Source organism: Lentzea alba (assembly GCF_011067745.1).
Taxonomy (GTDB): domain Bacteria; phylum Actinomycetota; class Actinomycetes; order Mycobacteriales; family Pseudonocardiaceae; genus Lentzea; species Lentzea alba.
This window is the reverse complement of record NZ_JAAMPJ010000001.1, coordinates 565,004-582,101: the sequence shown is the minus strand read 5'-3', so window position 1 is coordinate 582,101 and position 17,098 is coordinate 565,004. Positions and strand designations below refer to the sequence as shown.

At 68.9% G+C, this 17,098-nt stretch carries 16 protein-coding genes; 5 read left to right on the top strand and 11 right to left on the bottom strand.

From position 1 onward, the window contains the following. Nucleotides 1–28: 28 nt before the first annotated feature. The 5 genes from G7043_RS02815 to G7043_RS02795 form a co-directional block, all read right to left on the bottom strand. Complete coding sequence (locus G7043_RS02815; protein ID WP_166043522.1) at nucleotides 29–2,038, bottom strand: hypothetical protein; 2,010 nt, start codon at nucleotides 2,036–2,038, stop codon at nucleotides 29–31. A 26-nt stretch (nucleotides 2,039–2,064) separates the two neighbouring features. Then, the gene (locus G7043_RS02810; RefSeq protein WP_166043520.1) at nucleotides 2,065–2,787 is read right to left on the bottom strand and encodes a response regulator transcription factor; all 723 of its coding nucleotides are present in this window, start codon (nucleotides 2,785–2,787) and stop codon (nucleotides 2,065–2,067) included. Between the two features lie 102 nt (nucleotides 2,788–2,889). Then, nucleotides 2,890–6,147 (bottom strand): GH92 family glycosyl hydrolase, encoded by a 3,258-nt coding sequence (locus tag G7043_RS02805; protein WP_166043518.1) that lies wholly within the window; start codon nucleotides 6,145–6,147, stop codon nucleotides 2,890–2,892. Nucleotides 6,148–6,205: 58 nt separating this feature from the next. Further along, nucleotides 6,206–7,060 carry a nucleoside hydrolase gene (locus tag G7043_RS02800; protein ID WP_166043516.1) on the bottom strand — a complete coding sequence of 285 codons (855 nt, stop codon included), beginning with the start codon at nucleotides 7,058–7,060 and terminating at the stop codon, nucleotides 6,206–6,208. Between the two features lie 14 nt (nucleotides 7,061–7,074). Continuing rightward, nucleotides 7,075–7,350 carry a hypothetical protein gene (locus tag G7043_RS02795; protein WP_166043514.1) on the bottom strand — a complete coding sequence of 92 codons (276 nt, stop codon included), beginning with the start codon at nucleotides 7,348–7,350 and terminating at the stop codon, nucleotides 7,075–7,077. 55 nt (nucleotides 7,351–7,405) lie between these two features. On the opposite strand from G7043_RS02795, the gene G7043_RS02790 reads away from it, so the two are divergent. Beyond that, nucleotides 7,406–8,167 carry an acyltransferase gene (locus G7043_RS02790; RefSeq protein ID WP_166043512.1) on the top strand — a complete coding sequence of 254 codons (762 nt, stop codon included), beginning with the start codon at nucleotides 7,406–7,408 and terminating at the stop codon, nucleotides 8,165–8,167. Here G7043_RS02790 and G7043_RS02785 read toward each other — a convergent pair. Genes G7043_RS02785 through G7043_RS02765 form a run of 5 tightly spaced genes read right to left on the bottom strand, consistent with a single transcriptional unit; the run spans nucleotide 8,130 to nucleotide 12,726 of the window. Next, nucleotides 8,130–8,885 carry an SGNH/GDSL hydrolase family protein gene (locus G7043_RS02785; RefSeq protein ID WP_166043510.1) on the bottom strand — a complete coding sequence of 252 codons (756 nt, stop codon included), beginning with the start codon at nucleotides 8,883–8,885 and terminating at the stop codon, nucleotides 8,130–8,132. The genes G7043_RS02790 and G7043_RS02785 overlap by 38 nt on opposite strands. Nucleotides 8,886–8,933: 48 nt before the next feature. Next, complete coding sequence (locus G7043_RS02780; RefSeq protein ID WP_166043508.1) at nucleotides 8,934–10,181, bottom strand: glycosyltransferase family 4 protein; 1,248 nt, start codon at nucleotides 10,179–10,181, stop codon at nucleotides 8,934–8,936. 4 nt (nucleotides 10,182–10,185) lie between these two features. Further along, nucleotides 10,186–11,643, bottom strand: a complete 1,458-nt coding sequence (locus G7043_RS02775; RefSeq protein ID WP_166043506.1) for a 1,4-alpha-glucan branching protein domain-containing protein — start codon at nucleotides 11,641–11,643, stop codon at nucleotides 10,186–10,188. Next, nucleotides 11,640–12,368, bottom strand: a complete 729-nt coding sequence (locus tag G7043_RS02770; RefSeq protein ID WP_313887677.1) for a class I SAM-dependent methyltransferase — start codon at nucleotides 12,366–12,368, stop codon at nucleotides 11,640–11,642. The genes G7043_RS02775 and G7043_RS02770 overlap by 4 nt, the downstream gene beginning before the upstream one ends. 10 nt (nucleotides 12,369–12,378) lie before the next feature. Then, nucleotides 12,379–12,726: a hypothetical protein gene (locus tag G7043_RS02765; RefSeq protein ID WP_166043504.1), complete on the bottom strand. Its 348-nt coding sequence runs from the start codon at nucleotides 12,724–12,726 to the stop codon at nucleotides 12,379–12,381. 120 nt (nucleotides 12,727–12,846) lie between these two features. On the opposite strand from G7043_RS02765, the gene G7043_RS02760 reads away from it, so the two are divergent. Next, complete coding sequence (locus G7043_RS02760; protein WP_166043503.1) at nucleotides 12,847–13,479, top strand: TetR/AcrR family transcriptional regulator; 633 nt, start codon at nucleotides 12,847–12,849, stop codon at nucleotides 13,477–13,479. Between the two features lie 14 nt (nucleotides 13,480–13,493). Here the strand turns inward: G7043_RS02760 and G7043_RS02755 are convergent, their stop codons facing one another. Continuing rightward, nucleotides 13,494–14,339 carry a DegV family protein gene (locus G7043_RS02755; RefSeq protein ID WP_166043501.1) on the bottom strand — a complete coding sequence of 282 codons (846 nt, stop codon included), beginning with the start codon at nucleotides 14,337–14,339 and terminating at the stop codon, nucleotides 13,494–13,496. A gap of 315 nt (nucleotides 14,340–14,654) precedes the next feature. On the opposite strand from G7043_RS02755, the gene G7043_RS02750 reads away from it, so the two are divergent. The 3 genes from G7043_RS02750 to G7043_RS02740 are packed head-to-tail and all read left to right on the top strand — an operon-like array spanning nucleotide 14,655 to nucleotide 17,081. Continuing rightward, nucleotides 14,655–15,605, top strand: a complete 951-nt coding sequence (locus tag G7043_RS02750) for a hypothetical protein (protein ID WP_166043499.1) — start codon at nucleotides 14,655–14,657, stop codon at nucleotides 15,603–15,605. Then, entirely contained in the window at nucleotides 15,602–16,159 is a 558-nt protein-coding gene (locus G7043_RS02745) for a hypothetical protein (RefSeq protein WP_166043497.1), read from the top strand. The genes G7043_RS02750 and G7043_RS02745 overlap by 4 nt, the downstream gene beginning before the upstream one ends. Before the next feature lie 10 nt (nucleotides 16,160–16,169). Continuing rightward, nucleotides 16,170–17,081 carry a hypothetical protein gene (locus G7043_RS02740; protein WP_166043495.1) on the top strand — a complete coding sequence of 304 codons (912 nt, stop codon included), beginning with the start codon at nucleotides 16,170–16,172 and terminating at the stop codon, nucleotides 17,079–17,081. The last annotated feature ends 17 nt before the right edge of the window (nucleotides 17,082–17,098 follow it).

Genomic DNA, 17,098 nt, shown 5'->3' with positions numbered 1-17,098 from the left:
ACGCCAATCCCTTACGCCGATTTCCACCTCAGCCGGGTTTGCGCACCAGGTTCGTGTACCCGGCCAGCGCCAGCGTCGCCAGCCCCCACACGGCCAGCTGCACCAGCCAGATCGCCGCCGTGAACGCCTGCCCCGCGCGCGCCGCGGTGTCCAGATCGCACCGCGTTCGCATTCCGGTCATCCCCAGCGGCAACCCGCGATCGAGCCCGAGACCCACGAGTTCCACTGTGGAGCAAGGAACTCCGACCGCGGCGGTCGCGCTGGCCACGCGCTCGGCGGCGAGATGTCCGGGGCGGGTCTCGACCTGGCCGGCTGACCAGCCGAGGAGTCCCGCCATCGCCAGGACCAGCAACAGTGCCGCGGCGGTCCGCCGAGCGCGGTAGCCGTACCCGGCCAGCACGCCCCACAACCAGTGGAACCACTGGGTCAGGGGACCGCCCAGGGCCTCCGGGTTGCGGCGCCGGAGATCGGTCTGCTGCGCCATGAGGATCCGGCGCACCGTGCCGTCGTGCCCGGCGGCCCGTTCGACGGCGGCGAGACGCTGGTAGGCCGACGCGTGGTACGCGGGGGTGTGGCGGCGGATCAGGTGCAGCCACTGCTGCCAGTCCCACCCCTCGCCGAGCGAGACGTAGGAGAGCCCGTCCAGCCGCACCCAGCTCCGGTGCGCGCACGTCCAGTCGCTCCCGCGGCGGTGGCACAACAGGGCGGGTGGCAGCGTCACGGTGGTCCCGACCACCAGTTCCTGGAGGTTCAGCACCGGACCGAGCCCGCCCTGCACCTTGATCGAGATCCGGCCTTCGCTGTGGAACTGGCCGTCGACGCGCGCCCCGTGCAAGGTCACCGCGCCATGCCCGCCGGCACCGGACAGCGAGGTCTGTCCCATGAGGAACAGGCGCCCGTCGATGTGGACCTGGTCGGCGGACACCGCCGGACCCAGCGAGTTGGTGATGACCGCGTTCGCGATGTCGAGGTCTCCCGCGAGGTGGCCGCTGATCAGGTCGACCGTGCCGCCGGGCCGGCGCCCGGTCAGCTGGGTTCCCTTGTGCAGGAAGAGGCTGCCGTTGATGTCGACGCCGTTCGCGTTCAACGCCGCGCCGAGGTCGTTGGTGACGACCGTGTCCTGCACCGTGACGATTCCGCCGATGTGACCGCCGGCCAGGACGATCGCGCCGGTCGGCCCGCTCGCGGTGAGTCGTACGCCGTCCGCCAGCAGCACGTCACCGCCGACACGAGCGTTCGTGGCGTCGAGGCAGGGACCGGTGTCGTTGGTGATCTCCGCGTCTTCCAGCGTGACGTTCAGGACCACGTTGGCGTTCTCGAGAGAGACCGCGCCGGTTCGGCCGTGTCCGATGGCGCGGAAGCCGTTCGTCAGCAACACCGAACCCTGGACGCGGATGTCGTCGGCGTCCAGAGCGGGCCCCTTGAGGTTCGTGATCGTCACGTCCTCGTCCAACTGAAGGCTTCCGGCGATGTGGGCGCTGAGCAGGACGAACGCGCCTGATCTGTCGTTTCCGGTGATCCGGACCAGGCTCCGGGCGAAGACGCAGCCGCCGATGCGGGCCCGGTTGGCGTCGATGGCGGGGCCGGCTGAGTTGGTGAGCGCGACCTTCCCCAGCGACAGGTCTCCGACGATGTGGCTGCCGATCAGGCTGATCAGTGCGTCCTGCTGATCGCCGTCGACCTGCAGGCCATCCTCCAGGTGGAGATCTCTGTCGATGTGGACGCCGTCGGCCTGAAGCCCGGCGCACCGGCCGCCCCTGAGCACCAGATCCCGCAGCCGCGCGTCGCGGGCGTCGATCGGTTCGTCGATGGTGCAGCCGGTCAGATAAAGGCCGACGGGGGCGGTCACGTTGTCGAGGTCGAGCGTGCCTTTGATCCGTGCGTCCTTGATCTGCACGCCGCGCGGGTCCAGCTCCCCGTGCCGGCCGAGCAGCAGCTCCCTGATCAGCTCGGCGCGCACCGCCGGAGCCGACTTCGGGCATACCAGCAGCTCGCCGCGCTGGGCTGCCTCGACCAGCCGCTTCTCGAACTCGGTCACAACCGGGAAATCCCCAGGTGAGGGCGTTACGTTAGCAACCCGAGCCGCTGTGCTTCCGAAAGCGCCTGGGCCCGGTTGTGCACCCGGAGCTTGAAGAACAGCTGCCGCTGTTCCGACTCGACGGTCTTCACCGCGATGCCGAGTGCGTGCGCGGTCTGCCGCACCGAGTCGCCCCGGGCGATCGACGCCAGGATGTCGTGCTCCCGGTGAGTCAGTGACGGAACGTCGTCGTGCAACACAGCCCCACGGCAGGGAGTCCGGACCAGTCCGAGCCGGGCGACCAGTGCGGCCGCCTGCACCCGGCTCTGGACGCCGAGCTTCGCGAAGATCCGCCGCTTGTAGTTGACCACGGTGTGCGGCGAGAGCTGCAGGGCGGACGCGACCGAGACGGCCGACTGTCCGGAGCAGACATACGCCAGGACTTCCATCTCACGGTCGGTCAGCGCGCCCGGAGCGACCCGGCGCAGCGAAACCAGCGGCACTTGTTCCAGCGAAGCCCGCAGCGAGGCGAGGCCGCAGGTCGGGCTGAGGACGACGAGTGGAAAACCCGGTACGAAGGCCGGTTCCAGCTGCCCCACCACGACGTCCGGCGGGCGCAAACGACACAGCAGCAACAGGTCTTCGAGCGTGCTGGCGGTGCCCACGACGAGCCAGCCGGGCAGGGCGTCCAGCCAGGTCGCGACGGCGTCCGCGGTCAGCCGTTCCCACGAGTGCACTGCGATCCTCGTCGACCGCACGCAGTTGGGCATGGCGCCTCACGCTCACAGCGGCGGCGCTCTGGGCTCACTCACAAGATAGGACGTGGGTGGTTCCCGTCGCCAGCACGACGAGAACCACCCACGATTGACGAACTAGCCGACTGCCACAGCGAAAATGTGCATGTTCACATCGTCCGGCAGCACCACGGAAGCCAGCGTCTTGCCTTCCGGGGCCACGTACGTCTTCGTCGCGAAGATGTGCGTGGCGACCTTTTCGTTGCCGCCGCCCGACTGGTTGCGGTACGGCGTGTTCGCGATGATCACGTTGCCGTAGCTCGGGGTCGCCCCGCCGCCGCCTAGCGTCCAGTCGCTGAAGCCGATCTCGACCTGGGCCGTCGTGCCGTCCGTGAACGTCACGGTGGCGGCCTTCGCGCGTGCGCCATTGGCTGCGGAACCGACGAAAGCGAGCCGCGTTCCGGACAGTGCAAGCGTTTGCTTGGCAGCGGTCGCGTTGTCGGGACGACCGGGAGGCGACGACGGCCAGGTGAACGTCAGCCCGTCGACGGTGCCGGTGCCGCCCGGCGGAAGACCGGCCGTGGCCAGCGCTTCCCGCGAGTAGCTGTAGCCGCCGCCGTCGAAGTCGCCCTCACCGTCGGCGTCGGCGGAGGCGCCGACGTTGTTCACGGCGGCGAGCATGCTGCCCGCCGGCGCGACCTTCACCGTCTGCGGCAACACGACCGGCTTCGGGGCGCCCTCGACGGTCACCGTGACGGTGAAGTCGTAGAAGCCTTGCGCCGTACCGGCTTCCGCCGAGACCGTGAACTCCGCCGGCACGGCACCGGTCGTGGGCGTGAACTTCAGCGCCTCCGGGCCGGTGATCGTGTACGTCGCCTTCGGGTCGCCGTCGTACAGCTTGACCGCGTCGACCTTCGCCGTGACCGACTTCCCGGGCTCGACGACGAGCTGACGCGGTTCGACGGTGAGGTAGTAGGGCTGGTCGTGCCTGATCGGCTGTTCCCCGTCGCGGAACGACGGCGGGGCATCGGCTGCGCCCGTCCCCCACGAGGAAGGCGCCTTGCCCAGCACGAAGTCGAGCTTGCCGCCGCGCTCGACGAACGACTCTGGCAGCCAGGTCTTCGTGGTCGCACGGCCGTTGACCTTCAGCGACTGCACGTACTTCGTGGCGGTGTTGGCTTGCGGCGCGTTGATCGTGATGTCCTTGCCGCCACCGCGGTTGATCTTCACCGACGTGAACAGCGGGCTGCTCAGCACCAGCTCGGCGCGTGACGGCACCTGCGGGTAGATGCCCATCGAGGTGAAGACGAACCACGACGACATCGCGCCGAGGTCGTCGTTGCCGGGAATGCCGCCGGGCGCGTTCTTCCACAGCGAGCTGATCGTCTCGCGCAGCGTCTCCTGCGTCTTCGCCGGCTGGCCCGTGTAGTTGTACAGCCACGGCACGTTCACCGACGGTTCGTTGTCCAATTCGGACTTCGCGCCGCCGCGACCCGTGAGGGCCCAGCTGCCGTCGGCGTTGTGGAAGAAGTCGTCCAGCCGCTTGGTGGCACGCTCGCGGCCACCGAGCGACTCGACGAGCCCGGCGACGTTGTGCGTCACCATCCACGTGTACTGGGCGCTGCTGCCCTCGACGAACCCGTTGCCGGTGTCCGGCGTGAAGTCCTTGACCCACGTGCCGTCGGCGTTGCGGTTGCGGATGTAGCCGCCCGTCCTGTCCGCGACCGGGTCGAAGTTGTTCTGCCACCACTGCGCGCGCTCGGCGAACGTGCGTTGGATCGACTTGTCACCGGTGCGTGCGGCCAGCTGGCTGATCGCGAAGTCCGCCGCGGAGATCTCCAGGGTCTCCGCCGCGCCACCCCAAGCGTTCGACACGGACGGCATGTACTTGTGCTTCAGGTACTTGTCGAGCGACGGCCGCTGCCCGACCGACATCACGGCCCAGCCGTCCTTGCTCAGGTCCAGCGCCGTCGGCACGGTGGCAGCCTTGACCAGGCTCCGAAGCGACGACTTGATGTCGTACCTGTCGCCGCCGAACGCCGAGATCGCGGCCAGCGCGATGGGCGCGGGGTCGCCGTTCATCACGTGCGTGCCGCCGCCGTTGTGCGTCCAGCGGTCCCACACGCCGTTGTTCTGGTCGGCCTGGTTGAGCAGCGACTGCGCGATGTCCGAACCGATCTGCGGTTCGAGCAGCGTCACGAGCTGCAGCTGCGAGCGGTAGATGTCCCAGCCGGAGAACGTGCCGTACTGGGCCTTCTGCCGACGCTTGTCGATCTTGTGAGTCTTGCCGTCGAACCCGGCGTACTCGCCGTTGACGTCGCTGAACAGGTTGGGGTGCAACAACGAGTGGTACAGCGCGGTGTAGAACTTGGTGCGCTCGTCATCGGAGCCGCCGCCGACCTCGATGCGCTTGAGCTGCTTCTGCCACGCGATGTACGCGTTGTCCCTCATGTCCTCAATGGACTGACCCTTGTTCTCGGCTTTGAGGTTCGCCCGCGCGTTGTCGAGGCTCACGTAGGAGATGCCGACCTTGACACCGACCTGGCTGCCGGGCGCGAACCCGAGGTAGGCACCGGAACCCTTGCCCAGCACCGGCCAGCCGTTCGTCCCGTACGTCGTGCCGCCCTGGGAAGTGACGCTTCCGGGCGTGACAACGTTGTCTTGATACGTGCCGACCTCGGTGAAGTCCTGGTCGAACTCCGCCACGAAGTGCAGCGTGTAGTAGCTGCGGCGGCCGACCTGGTTGATGTATCCGCAGAAGTTTCCGCTGGTCACGCTGCCGGTGATGGTCCGCTTGTCCTTGTCGACCACGGTCTGCGCGGCACTGCTGCCGACCTGCGACTTGGACGTGTTGATCAGCACCGTCGCCGGCTTGTCGGCGGGGAAGCTGAACCGCGCGGCACCGGTGCGTTCGGTGGCGGACAGCTCGGCCTTCGCGCCGGACTTGAGCGTCACGTCGTAGCGGCCGGGCTTGGCCACCTCGTCCGCGTGCGCGAACTCACTGGCGTAGACCGCGTCCGTCGCGTCGGTCGTCGGGCTGGTGGTGACGGTCCCGACGTGCGGGAAGATCGGGATGTCACCACTTCCGCCCGCGCACCCCGTCCCGGACATGTGGGTGAGGCTGAAACCGCGGATCTTGGTCGCGTCGTAGCGGTAGCCACCGGGAGCCGCGGCGCGCAGGGTGTTGCCGCGGGACGCCTCGGGGCTGAAGGAGAACATGCCGAACGGCACGACCGCGCCGGGGAAGGTGTTCCCGAGGTTGGTCGTGCCGATGAACGGGTTCACGTGCGCCGCCGGATCCGGCACCACCTGAATCTGAGGTTGAGCGGAGGCAGGGACCACTCCGAACGTCATGGCCACCGCCACCGCAGCCGTCGTGAGGACTCTTCGCTGCATGGTCGCGGACCCTACTTACCGTGCCCGCCCAACCCCAGAGAGCGACACGAACCTGTCGTCAAACGGACAAGCGCTGCTCCATGAAGGCCCTCAACGCGGGCCAATCGGTGTCCTCCGCGACCTCTACCTGGTGCTTTCCTTCGACGAGCGCGCCCTCGTCGTCGACGTCGAGGCTGTGGACCTTCGTGCGCAGCGTGCCGGGGACGATCGCCTCGGCCACCGCGACCGCGTCGTGGACGAGGATGCCCTCCTCCCGCTGGGACAGGTTCTGCTCGGAATGCCGGGCGAGGTACGCGCGGTAGGTGCCGGTGAGGTTGCTCAGCACCGGGTCGACGTTCGCGAGGAACTCGGTGTCGGCGATGCACCGCTGGGTGAGGTTGAGCGGCACGATGATCGGGTTGCCCCGGCGGATCACCGTCCGCGCCGCCTCCGCGTCGGCCCAGAAGTTGAACTCGGCCCGCTCGGTCGTGTTGCCCAGCCCGAGCCCGCCGCCCATGACGATCAGCCGCGGGAACGTGATGCCCGCGTCGAGCGCGGCGGCGATGTTGGTCAACGGCCCGATGGCGGCGACCACGGTGTCCGGCGTGAGGTTGTCCGCGAAGAACCGCACAGGATCGTCGCCGTAGATCGTGCGCGGGTTCTCGGGCAACGTGTGCGCCTGCCCGCCGAACCCGTCCTCCCCGTGCACGTCCGCCGCCCCGGCCGGCCCCTCGAAGCCCCGGACCACGGGCACGTCGGTGCGGCCGAGGTGGGCGAGCAGGCCCAACGCGTTGCGCGTGGTGAGGTCGAGGCCGACGTTGCCGAACACCGTGGTGAGGCCTACCAGATCGACCTCGGCGCTGCGGGCCGCGAGCGCGATCGCGAACGCGTCGTCGACGCCGGGGTCGGTGTCGATGATGAGAGGAATCGCCATGTGTCTAGGGTGCCTCAGTTGAAGAACAGCATCGTGTCCAGGCGTGCCTCGATCACGTCGTCGAACTCGCCGCTCAAGACGACCTGCAGCGTCCCGTTGCTGTGATCACGAGCGACCGACAGCGTGATGCCTTCGATCGCATACGCGAACCACGATGGAGCGTGCGCGTTCGAGGCCGCGGCGCCCGCCTCGATCGGCCCGGTGTCGAAATAGCCCCACTCATAGCCCACGAGCAAGGAGACATACAGGACGACCTGCTGCAGGTTGCCCTCGTGGATCAAGCCGCTCACCTCTCGCACGGTCCGCATGATGCCGCATGGCGCACGCGATTTAGAGTCTCAGCCCATGACTTCGATGTGGGGTGCACCCGTCTGGACCAGATGGGCCAGGTCGCGCCGAGACCCGGCCCAGGCCCGCTTCCTCACGCTCGCCTCCCTGCGCTGGGTCCTGCGCCACCGCGCCTACACCCCCTGGTATCTCGTCCGCTACTGGCGGCTGCTGAAGTTCCGCCTGCTCAACCCTCACGTGGTGCTGCGCGGCATGGTCTTCTTCGGCAAGCGCGTCGACGTCATGGCCCGCCCCGGCTACGGCCGCCTGGAGATCGGCCGCTGGGTGCACATCGGCGACGGCAACGCGCTGAGGTGCCACGAGGGCTCGCTGCGCATCGGCGACAAGGTCGTGTTCGGCAAGGACAACACGGTCAACTGCTACCTCGACATCGAGATCGGCGCGTCCTCGCTCGTCGCGGACTGGGTCTACATCTGCGACTTCGACCACAAGACCGAGGACATCACCCTGCCGATCAAGGACCAGGGCATCGTGAAGTCACCCGTGCGCATCGGCCCGGACTGCTGGCTCGGCGCCAAGGTGACGGTGCTGCGCGGCACGAGGGTCGGCCGCGGCTGCGTGCTGGGCGCGCACGCCGTGGTGCGCGGCGACTTCCCGGACTACAAGATCGCGGTGGGCGCGCCGGCGCGGGTGGTGCGGGATCGGCGCGCCGACTACGAGGCGGATGCGCAGCGGCGGGCGGACATCGCGGACATGGCCCGCAAGGCCAAGGAGGCGCTGGCTAAACGAGCGGAAGAAGCGTCGGACGCTTCGGCCTGAAGCCGTCGCCCGGCTGCCGGCCGATCAACTTGTTGCGCGAGCGCGTGTACGCGACCGGCAGCACCTGGTCGCGCAGCCATCGCCAGTGGTCCCACATCGACGACGGTGCGGCGACTCCGTCCAGCGGTGCCATCCACGAGTCGTCGAACGGAACGTCGAGCGCCGACAGCAGGTGTCCGGCCAACCGCCGGTGTCCCAGCGACGACAGATGCAGGCGGTCGGGGCCGAAGTAGCGTGAGTCCTGCACGCACGTGTCGTCCCACACGTCGACCAGAACCGCGCCATAACGCACGGCGGCGACGCGTACGGCGTCGTTGAGGGCCTCGATGCGTGGACGCATGCGCCAGCCGAACGGCATGCGTTGCGAGACATCGCTCAACGTGAAGACGGCTACCGTGGGCGCGAACGACGTCACGGCGCGCACCATCGCGTCGACCCGGTGCCGGATCTGCGCGCACGACGCGCCGGACATCACGTCGTTGCCGCCGCCGAACAACGCGACGAGGTCAGGCTCCAACGCCGCCGCGGACGGGACCTGCTCCACCAGCATCTGGTCCAGGCGACGGCCGCGCACGCCCAGGTTGGCGTAGCGGAAGCCCGGCGCGTCCAGCACTGACGCGACGCGGTCCGCCCAGCCCCGGTAACGGCCGTCGGGCAGCAGGTCGTCCAGGCCCTCGGTGCAACTGTCCCCGAGCGCCACAAAGCGTTGGTATTTCATTCAGTCCTCGGTCACCACTTGTTAACGGGACCGGCGACTGTAGCCGAGCTAGGTGAACAGATTGCCCGTAGCGATCTTGGGGCGTCCCAGGACGCTCGGTTCGCGCACAACGGCGGACGCGTAGACGGAAGCCGTGTCCGACGCGATCGTGGCCCAGTTGAAGTCGGTGCCCAGACGTTCCTTGGCGGCACGCGCGCGCACGGCGGCCGACGCCGGATCGGACAGCACGGCACGCACGGCGCGGGTGAGTCCGTCCACGTCACCGGGGGTGAACGACAGTCCGGTCACCCCGTCGAGAACCACCTCGCCGAGCCCGCCGGCGGTGGAGGCGACCAGCGGAGTCCCCGCAGCAGCCGCTTCCAGGGCCACGATGCCGAACGGCTCGTACCGGGAGGGCAGCACGACGGCGTTCGCCGCGGTGAGCAACGCCGCCAAAGACCTGTCGGAAAGATGCCCGACGAACTCGACGGCCCGCAGCACGCGGTGCTTGCGCGCCTGTTCCTGCAGCCACTCGGTCTGCGAACCGCCACCGGCCACGACAACCCGCGTGCCCCGGTGAAAACGGCGGATCCGGGGGAGCGCCGCGATCAGGTCCTGGATGCCCTTCTCCCACTCGATGCGGCCGAAGAAGAGCAGCAGCGGATCACCGTGCGGCGAGTACGCGCGCCGGGCCGCGCCGACGTCCTTCGCCCGCACCTTCCAGCCGCCCGGCTCGATGCCGTTGTGCAGCACGGAAACCACGTCGGGGTCCACGTCGAACAGATGTGCCACCTCGCGGCGCATCGCCGACGAGCAGGTGATCAGCGAGTCGGCCCGGTTCGCCAGCCACCACTCCACCGAGTGCACCTGCTGGTTCAACGGGTGCGACAGCCAGCCCGAGTGCCGGCCGGCCTCGGTCGCGTGGATCGTCGCCACCAACGGCACGCCGAACGCTTCCGCCAGCGCCACCGCCGGGTGCGCGACCAGCCAGTCGTGCGCGTGCACGACGTCCGGACGCCACGAGTCCAGCGCCAAACCGGCGCGCGTCATCGCGTGACCCATCGCGAGCGTCCACGCCAGGAGGTCCTTCTCGAACACGAAGTGCGCGGGGTCCTCGGCGACCCGGACCAGTCGCACGCCCTCGCTCACCAGGTCCACGGTGGGGTGGGTGATCGCGTCGGTGCCGGAGGGTTGTCGGCAGAGCACGACGACGTCGTGCCCCTGCGCGGCCAGCTGTGTCGCGAGCGCGTGGACGTGCCTGCCCAGTCCGCCGACGACCACCGGCGGGTACTCCCACGACAACATCAGCACGCGCATCCCGTTACCTCATTCCTCGCGCGTCCAGATGCCCGAAGGGGCCGTCTGCCGCGCGGAGCTCCGCCGCCCGAGCCTGACCACGACCGCCGCGGGCCAACGCCGCCAGCTCGCTGAAACGATCGCTGTGAATCTTCGCGCGATAGCGGGCGTAGTCGGCCGCCGAGTCCTTGGTGACCATGAAGGCCCAGTCGCTCGACAACGCCAGCAACGCCTCGCGTACCGCCTGGTCCAGCACCGGATCCCGCACGTCGGACGAGAAGTCCAGGTCCAGCAGTTCTTTCTGCACCGACTCGTTCAACGACACGATGTCCGACACCTGCGCGCCGTCCCACACCCGCCAGTCCTTGCCGCTGCCCCACGACGACGCCGGCAGCTCGACCGGCGCGCCCACGTGCCCGGCCTCGACCGCGCCCCGCAACGTCGTCACGCGCACGCCCGCTTCCGGCAACGCGCGCAGCACGGCCTCCAGCCACAAGGGACCTTCGTGCCACCAGTGTCCGTAAAGCTCGGTGTCGTAGGCGGCGACGACCAATCCGCCGTCGATCGCCCGCAACCGCCGCACGACTGTCTCAACGAAGTCGTCGACATGGCGTGAAATGGCCTCTCGCGCCAGCGACGGGTCGTACGGCCGTTTGTCCTCCGGCGCCACGTTCTTGCCGGTCACCCGTGACGGCTTCAGGCCCGTCGGGTGATCGAAGGTGTGAAAATCCCGGTACGCGGCATCGCCCGGATAGCCGACCTTCGGCGACCAGACGCGGTACGAGACCTCGAGATCACGCCCGAACGCCAGCACGTCCGAAGATCCGACCGGGTGTGCCGTGGAGGTGTCGCCGTGCAGCGCGGGACCGTCGACCATGAACCGCCGCACGCCCGCCGCCGCGTACCCCGCCTCCATGCCGGGCGAGTAACCGCATTCCGGCGCCCAGATCCCTTCCGGAGCCCGGCCGATGCGCAGCGCCGTGTCGTCCAAACCGGTCCGCAACGCGAAGGAACGCACCCGCGGATCCAGCAACGGCTGAAAGGGATGCGTCGCCGGCCCGCCGATCAGCTCGATCGTCGACGAGTCCACAAGGGACCTCAGAACCGGGGAAAACCCGTGCCGCCAATGCGTTTCGAACTGGTCCAACGCCCACGAGGACGCGCGGTGCTCGTACGCGGACAGCTCGCGCAGCCGTTCCCCGGCGTAGTGCGAGCGCAGGTGCCAGTTGCCGAGCCAGTCGTGCGCGCCGCGTAAGCAGTACGGGTCGTCGAGCTGCGCGGCCAGGATCGGCGTGATGCCGAGCGTCAGGACGTCCTCACGGCCTTCGTCGGCGAACCTGCGGAGCATGTCCACGACGGGCAGGTACGAGTGCGCCCACGCCTGGTAGAGCCACTCCTCGCCGACCGGCCACGCGCCGTGATGCGCGAGCCACGGCAGATGGCTGTGCAGGACCAGGCAGAACGTTCCCTCAGAACGACTCACGGGCGCACCGCCACGGCCACCAGGTCGAGGCAGCTGTCCATGTCCTCGGAGGTGATGTCGAAGTCCTGCACCGTCACCGACTCGACCGCCTCCTTCAGCTCGGCGGGCCACGGCGCACCCGACAGGGCGACTTCGACCTGTGCGTTGATGATCTGTCCGTTCAGGAGACTGTCAAGCCTCTTTCCGTGACGCAGCCCCGTCAGTTCGTCAACGCGGAAACCAGCCTCGCGCACCATCTCGTCCAGTTCGGACGGAGCGAGTTCCCTGGTGTGGAACGGGTTCAGCGGCGTGTCCTGGCCGGGTGAGAAGGTCAGCCGGTTCGGCGTGGTCACGATGAGCGTCCCGCCGGGACGCAGCACCCGCCGGCACTCCGCCAGGAACCCCTCCTGGTCCCACAGGTGCTCGATGACCTGCAGGTTCGCCACGACGTCGACGCTGCCGTCGCGCAGCGGCAGCGTTGCGAGGTTGCCGCGCAGCACGTCCAGTTGCGGGTATGCGCGGGCGACGTGCTGCGAGGTCAGCTCGTCGTAGTCGAGGGCGATCACCCGCCGCGCGACCGTGCGGATCAGCTGGGCGCCGTAGCCCTCGCCACAACCCGCCTCCAGCACGACCGCATCCGCGCAGTGGCCGATGAGGTGCAGATACGCGGCCTCGTGCCGCCTGAACCAGTAGTTCTCTTCCGCGATACCGGGCACCGTGCGTTCGCCGGTCAGGGGGAGGGTCACGCCCGCCAGGTTACTTGTCAGTAGTGCGCCTGCGAACTACCTGGTGCGCGATGGCGACGGCGACACCGGTCGCCGCGAGGAACGCGGTCATCGCGGGGCTCATGTACTTCGACAGGCTGGGTGCCTCGCTCGGTCCGGTGAGCCAAAGCGTCAGCGGGGTGGCGTAGGCGAGGGCGAGCGCTCCTGTCCACCAGCGCAGGGCCCGCGAGCGACGGTCGCGCAGGCTCGCGACGAGCACGACGGCGATCGGAATTCCGGACAGCAGACCGAACTGGCCGATCACCATGACGGGCGCTGCCCAGGCCGCGACCAGCGCGGACGTCGACGGGTGAGCGGCGGTGCGGGTGTTCACAGACATGACGAGCTCCTTCGTTCGTTAAGGTTCGTCGCGGTAGTTAGAGGCTCTAACTGTGGTGACATCTTGAAGCTAGAGTGAGGCCGTGGTGACTGTCAATAACGAACGTGAGAGGGTCTAACCATGGAGACGGTGAAGAGCCCGCGAGAGCGCTACCGGGCGCAGGTGCGCGCGGAGGTCAAGCGGCACGCGTGGGAGCAGATCGCGTCGGCCGGGGTGTCCGCGCTGTCGCTCAACGCCATCGCCAAGGAGATGGGCATGAGCGGGCCGGCCCTGTACCGGTACTTCGCCGGCCGCGACGAGTTGATCACCGCGCTCATCCGGGACGCGTACCGCAGCCTCGCCGACACCGTCCGCGCCGCGTTCGAGGCCGGCACCACCGTCGTGGCGCTCGCCGCGGTCATCAGGAAGTGGGCCCTGAGCGACCCGCACCGGTACCTGCTCATCTACGGCACGCCGGTGCCGGGCTATCACGCGCCGGACGAGATCACCGCGATCTCGAACGAGATCCTGGCGGTGCTGCTGGAGGTGTGCGCCGACCCGGCGGGGGATCAGCCGAAGACCCCGTTCGACGCCCTGCTGAGCACGAATCGCGCGTGGGCGGCCGCTCTTCCCGCGTCGTCGCCGACGGTGCACCGCGCGCTGTCGTTCTGGACCCGGCTGCAGGGCGTGCTCTCGCTGGAGCTCGCCGGCCACTTCGCGCCGATGGGCTTCGATCCGGGCCTGCTGCTCGCCGAGGAAGTGGCGAGCCTGTGACCAGCGGGCTCTGATCAGTACGGCGAGACCGTGACGGCCAGCGTGCCGGGGCCCACGTTGGCGCCGACGGCCGGACTGACCTGCGTCAGGACGACGTCGCGCGCGTGCGGGATCCGCTGCTGCAGCAACTGCAGGAGCTGGTGGCCCTCCTTCTCGGCGGCGAAGTGCTCGACCGCGAGGTCCACGTCGCGTCCGTAAGCGAGTGCCACGGCCTTGTCGACGAGTTTGCCCAGGGCGCGGTCTCTGCCGACGACCTTGTCGAACGGCGTGACCTCGCCGTCGATGACGGTGAGCAGCGGTTTGACCGAAAGCGCGTCGCCGAAGAGCTTCGCCACCGCGCTGATCCGGCCCGTCTGGCGCAGGTAGTGCAGCGTGTCGACGTAGATCAGCATGTGCGCGTTGCGGCCGCGACGCTCGGCGACGCTGCGCGCCTGCTGGACGTCGCCGCCGGTCTGCACGATCCGCGCGGCCGCGAGGGCGGCGAACCCGAGCGTCATGCCGGACGAGTTCGAGTCGACGATGAACACCGGTGCGCGGGACTTGGCCGCGGCCACCTTCGCCGCGTCCGTGGTGGTGGGTGACAGCTTCGGCGTCACGTGCACCGACACGATCGTCTCCGCACCCTTGGCCCACGCGTCCTGGTAGGCCCAGAAGAACGCGTCCGGTGCCGGCGGCTCGGTCGTGATCGGGATCTGCGCCTCCATCGCCTCCAGCAGTCTGTCCGTCGGCAGCTGGGCCTCGTCGATCAGCTCCGATCCGATCTTCAGCTGCATCGGGACCGTGATGATGTTGAACCGCTCCGCCAGACGGGTCGGAAGTGACGCTGTCGAGTCGGTGACGACGGCTACTCGTGTGGGCACGAACGAGTACGTTAACGAAGGGTGATCGCGCTAGCCACCAACGATCGATGGCAATTCGTGTGATCTACGCCTGGGTGGTTGCTTTCCGTACACGGCGAACGCGCGGAGTGAACCCCTCGGAAAGGCGTCCTGCTTGACACAATCGGGTGACTGCCTGTTCTTTAAAGTTGATCTACGAGCGTCTCATTTGCCCAGCAAGCCTGCGTTATTCCACGTGTTACACGCGCCCCTTCTGTCCACTGTCGACGCTGGTTGGGGTCACCTGGCGTGGGTAAGCTCGCACAATCTTCGGTCTGGTTCAGTGAGTAGGTGACCATGGGTGCAAAAGAGCAGGAACTAGTTCCGCTGCACGCCGCTTTCGACGTTGTCTACCGAGGTTTTCATCGACGTCAGGTCATCGACCACATCGAGAATCTCGAGGAGCAGCTGCGCTTCACGAGCCTGGATCGGGCCGAAGCTCTGGCGCAGGCCGCTGATTTGCGCAAGCTGCTGGAAATGACGCGCCAGGACCTGGAGGAAGCGCGCGCCAGGATCGAACGCCTGGAATCCGCCTCCGGTTCACACGCCGGCGCCACCGAGCGAATGCACCGCATGCTCCGCCTCGCCGAGGACGAAGCGGCGGAGATGCACCTGCAGGCCGAGCGCGAGTGCTCTGCCCTGCGCGCCCGCACCGACGTCGAGGTCGCCGCTCTGCGCGCCGACGCCGAACGCGAGGCCGCGGCACTGCGTTCGGAGGCCGAGTCCGAGCTCTACGCGTCCCGCCAGGACTGCGCCACCCGCGCCGCCGCCATGGAGCGCCGCGAGGTGGAGATGGAGCGCCGCTGCGCCGATCTCGAGGCCCAGCACCGCCAGCGCGCCGACGAGGTGGAGCGCGAGTGCACCGAGGCGGTCGCCCAGGCCCAGACCGACGCCGACCGGTTGCTGCGCGAGACCGCGCTGCAGTGCAACTCGCTGGAAGCCGACTCCGAACGCAAGCGCGAGAAGGCCCAGCAGTTCTTCGAGCTCACCATGACCCGCCGCCGCAACGAGGCCGCGCAACACCTGCAGGAGCAGGAGGCGCTGGCCAGGGCGCGCTCGGAGTTCGTGGTGAAGATGGCGTGCCGCGAGGCGAACCGCCGGCTGGCCGAGGTCGCCGACCGGACCGACGAACTGCACGAGCTGCGCCGAGTCGTCCACTCGCAACTGTCCGCGGCCCGCGCGGCCCTGTCGGTGGCCGCTGACCGGGTCGCCCCGGTGCACATCCCGGAACAGGTGGCCGCGTCGTGAAGCGCTGGGTGCCGTTGGTCGTGGGGGCGTTGATGGTGCCGGCGTCCGTGACGGCGTTCGGCTTCTCCGTGTACGGCGAGGAACTGGAGACGGCGCTGTCGTCCTCGCCCGCCGTGCCCGCGTCGCACGCAGGCCCGGTGCCGGTGTCGGACTTCGTGTCGCCGCTGCGGATGGAGCCCGCGGCGCCAGCGGTGGTTTCGCCTTTCGTGGCGCAGCAGAACGTGCGCGAGTTGTTCACGTCGCACGCGGTCAAGGGCGTCACGTTCGCGCCGGGCACGTCGTCGTTGGTGGGCCGCGGCGAGGACGTGCGACGGGGCTTGGCCAGCGTGCTGCGCAACGTGACGGGCGGCGCGGTGACGTTGGTGGCACACGCCTGGAACGGCGAGACGGCGTCGCACCGCTGTGACGTGCTCGCGATGGAACGGGCCGGTCTGGTGCGGCAGTACCTGGCCGAGCAAGGGGTGGAGAGCGTCATCACCACTCGGGTGATCGTGGACCCCGTCTGGGGCCCGCCCTCGGACTTCGGCCCCCAGGTCGACGTCCTCGTCAGCTAGGAGCCTTCGCATGGCAGGGGCGATCGGGATCGTCTTCGGGTTGTGCGTGCTGTCCTTCACCTTGGGGGCAGCGCTCATGTACGTGGTGCTCCGCCGTCGCGAGGACGCGGCAGGGGCGTCGCCGCCGTCGCTGTCGGACGAGCCGGTCGAGCGCTTGTGGGTGGAGAAGCCCGCGGCGGTCGAGCCGGTCGACGAGGACTACGACTCGCGGCCGATCCACCGCAATCCGGTGATGGGGCTGCCGCAGCTGGAACCGGCGCTGGCGGCGCTGGCCGAGCAGATGGCGGAGCCTGCCGTCGCGGCGCAGAAAACTGTCGGTGCCGCTCGATACGATCGGGATGGGGACCTCGATCCCCCCTTGGGGGAGCTCGAAGCCCCCGAATCAACCGTAGCGCCGAGCACCGACAGTCCTGAGGTCGTCGAGCCGGTCGCTGAGGCCCAGCCGATCGCCAAAGCCCAGCTGGTTGCCAAAGCACGGTCGTTCACCAAAGCACGGTCGGTCGCCGAGGCTCAGCCGGCCGCTGGAGCCCAGCCGGTCGCCGGAGCCGAGTCGATCGCTGAAGCACAGTCGATCGCTGAAGCACAGTCGGTTGCCAGCGCCCAGCCGGTTGCCGCGGCCGAGTCGGTCGCCAATGCCAAGCCGGTCGCCAATGCCGAATCGGTTGCCGAGGCCCATCCGGCTGCAGAGACCGAACCGGTCGCAGAGGGTGAGCCGGTCGCCGACGCCGAGCGGAACGCCGAGGCCGAGCAGGACGCCGAAGCCGATGCCGAGCCTGTGGCGGAACCCGTGGTGGCTCCCGCGTTGCCGCCGCCTGCCGCGCCCCAGCGCGTCGAGCACACGACGTGGGTGGAGCGGGAGGACTTCCGCCAGCGCTACCTGCGGACGTTCGAAGAGGTGCGCCGCAAGGCAGGCAGCAACTGACCTCGCCAACTGGAGGC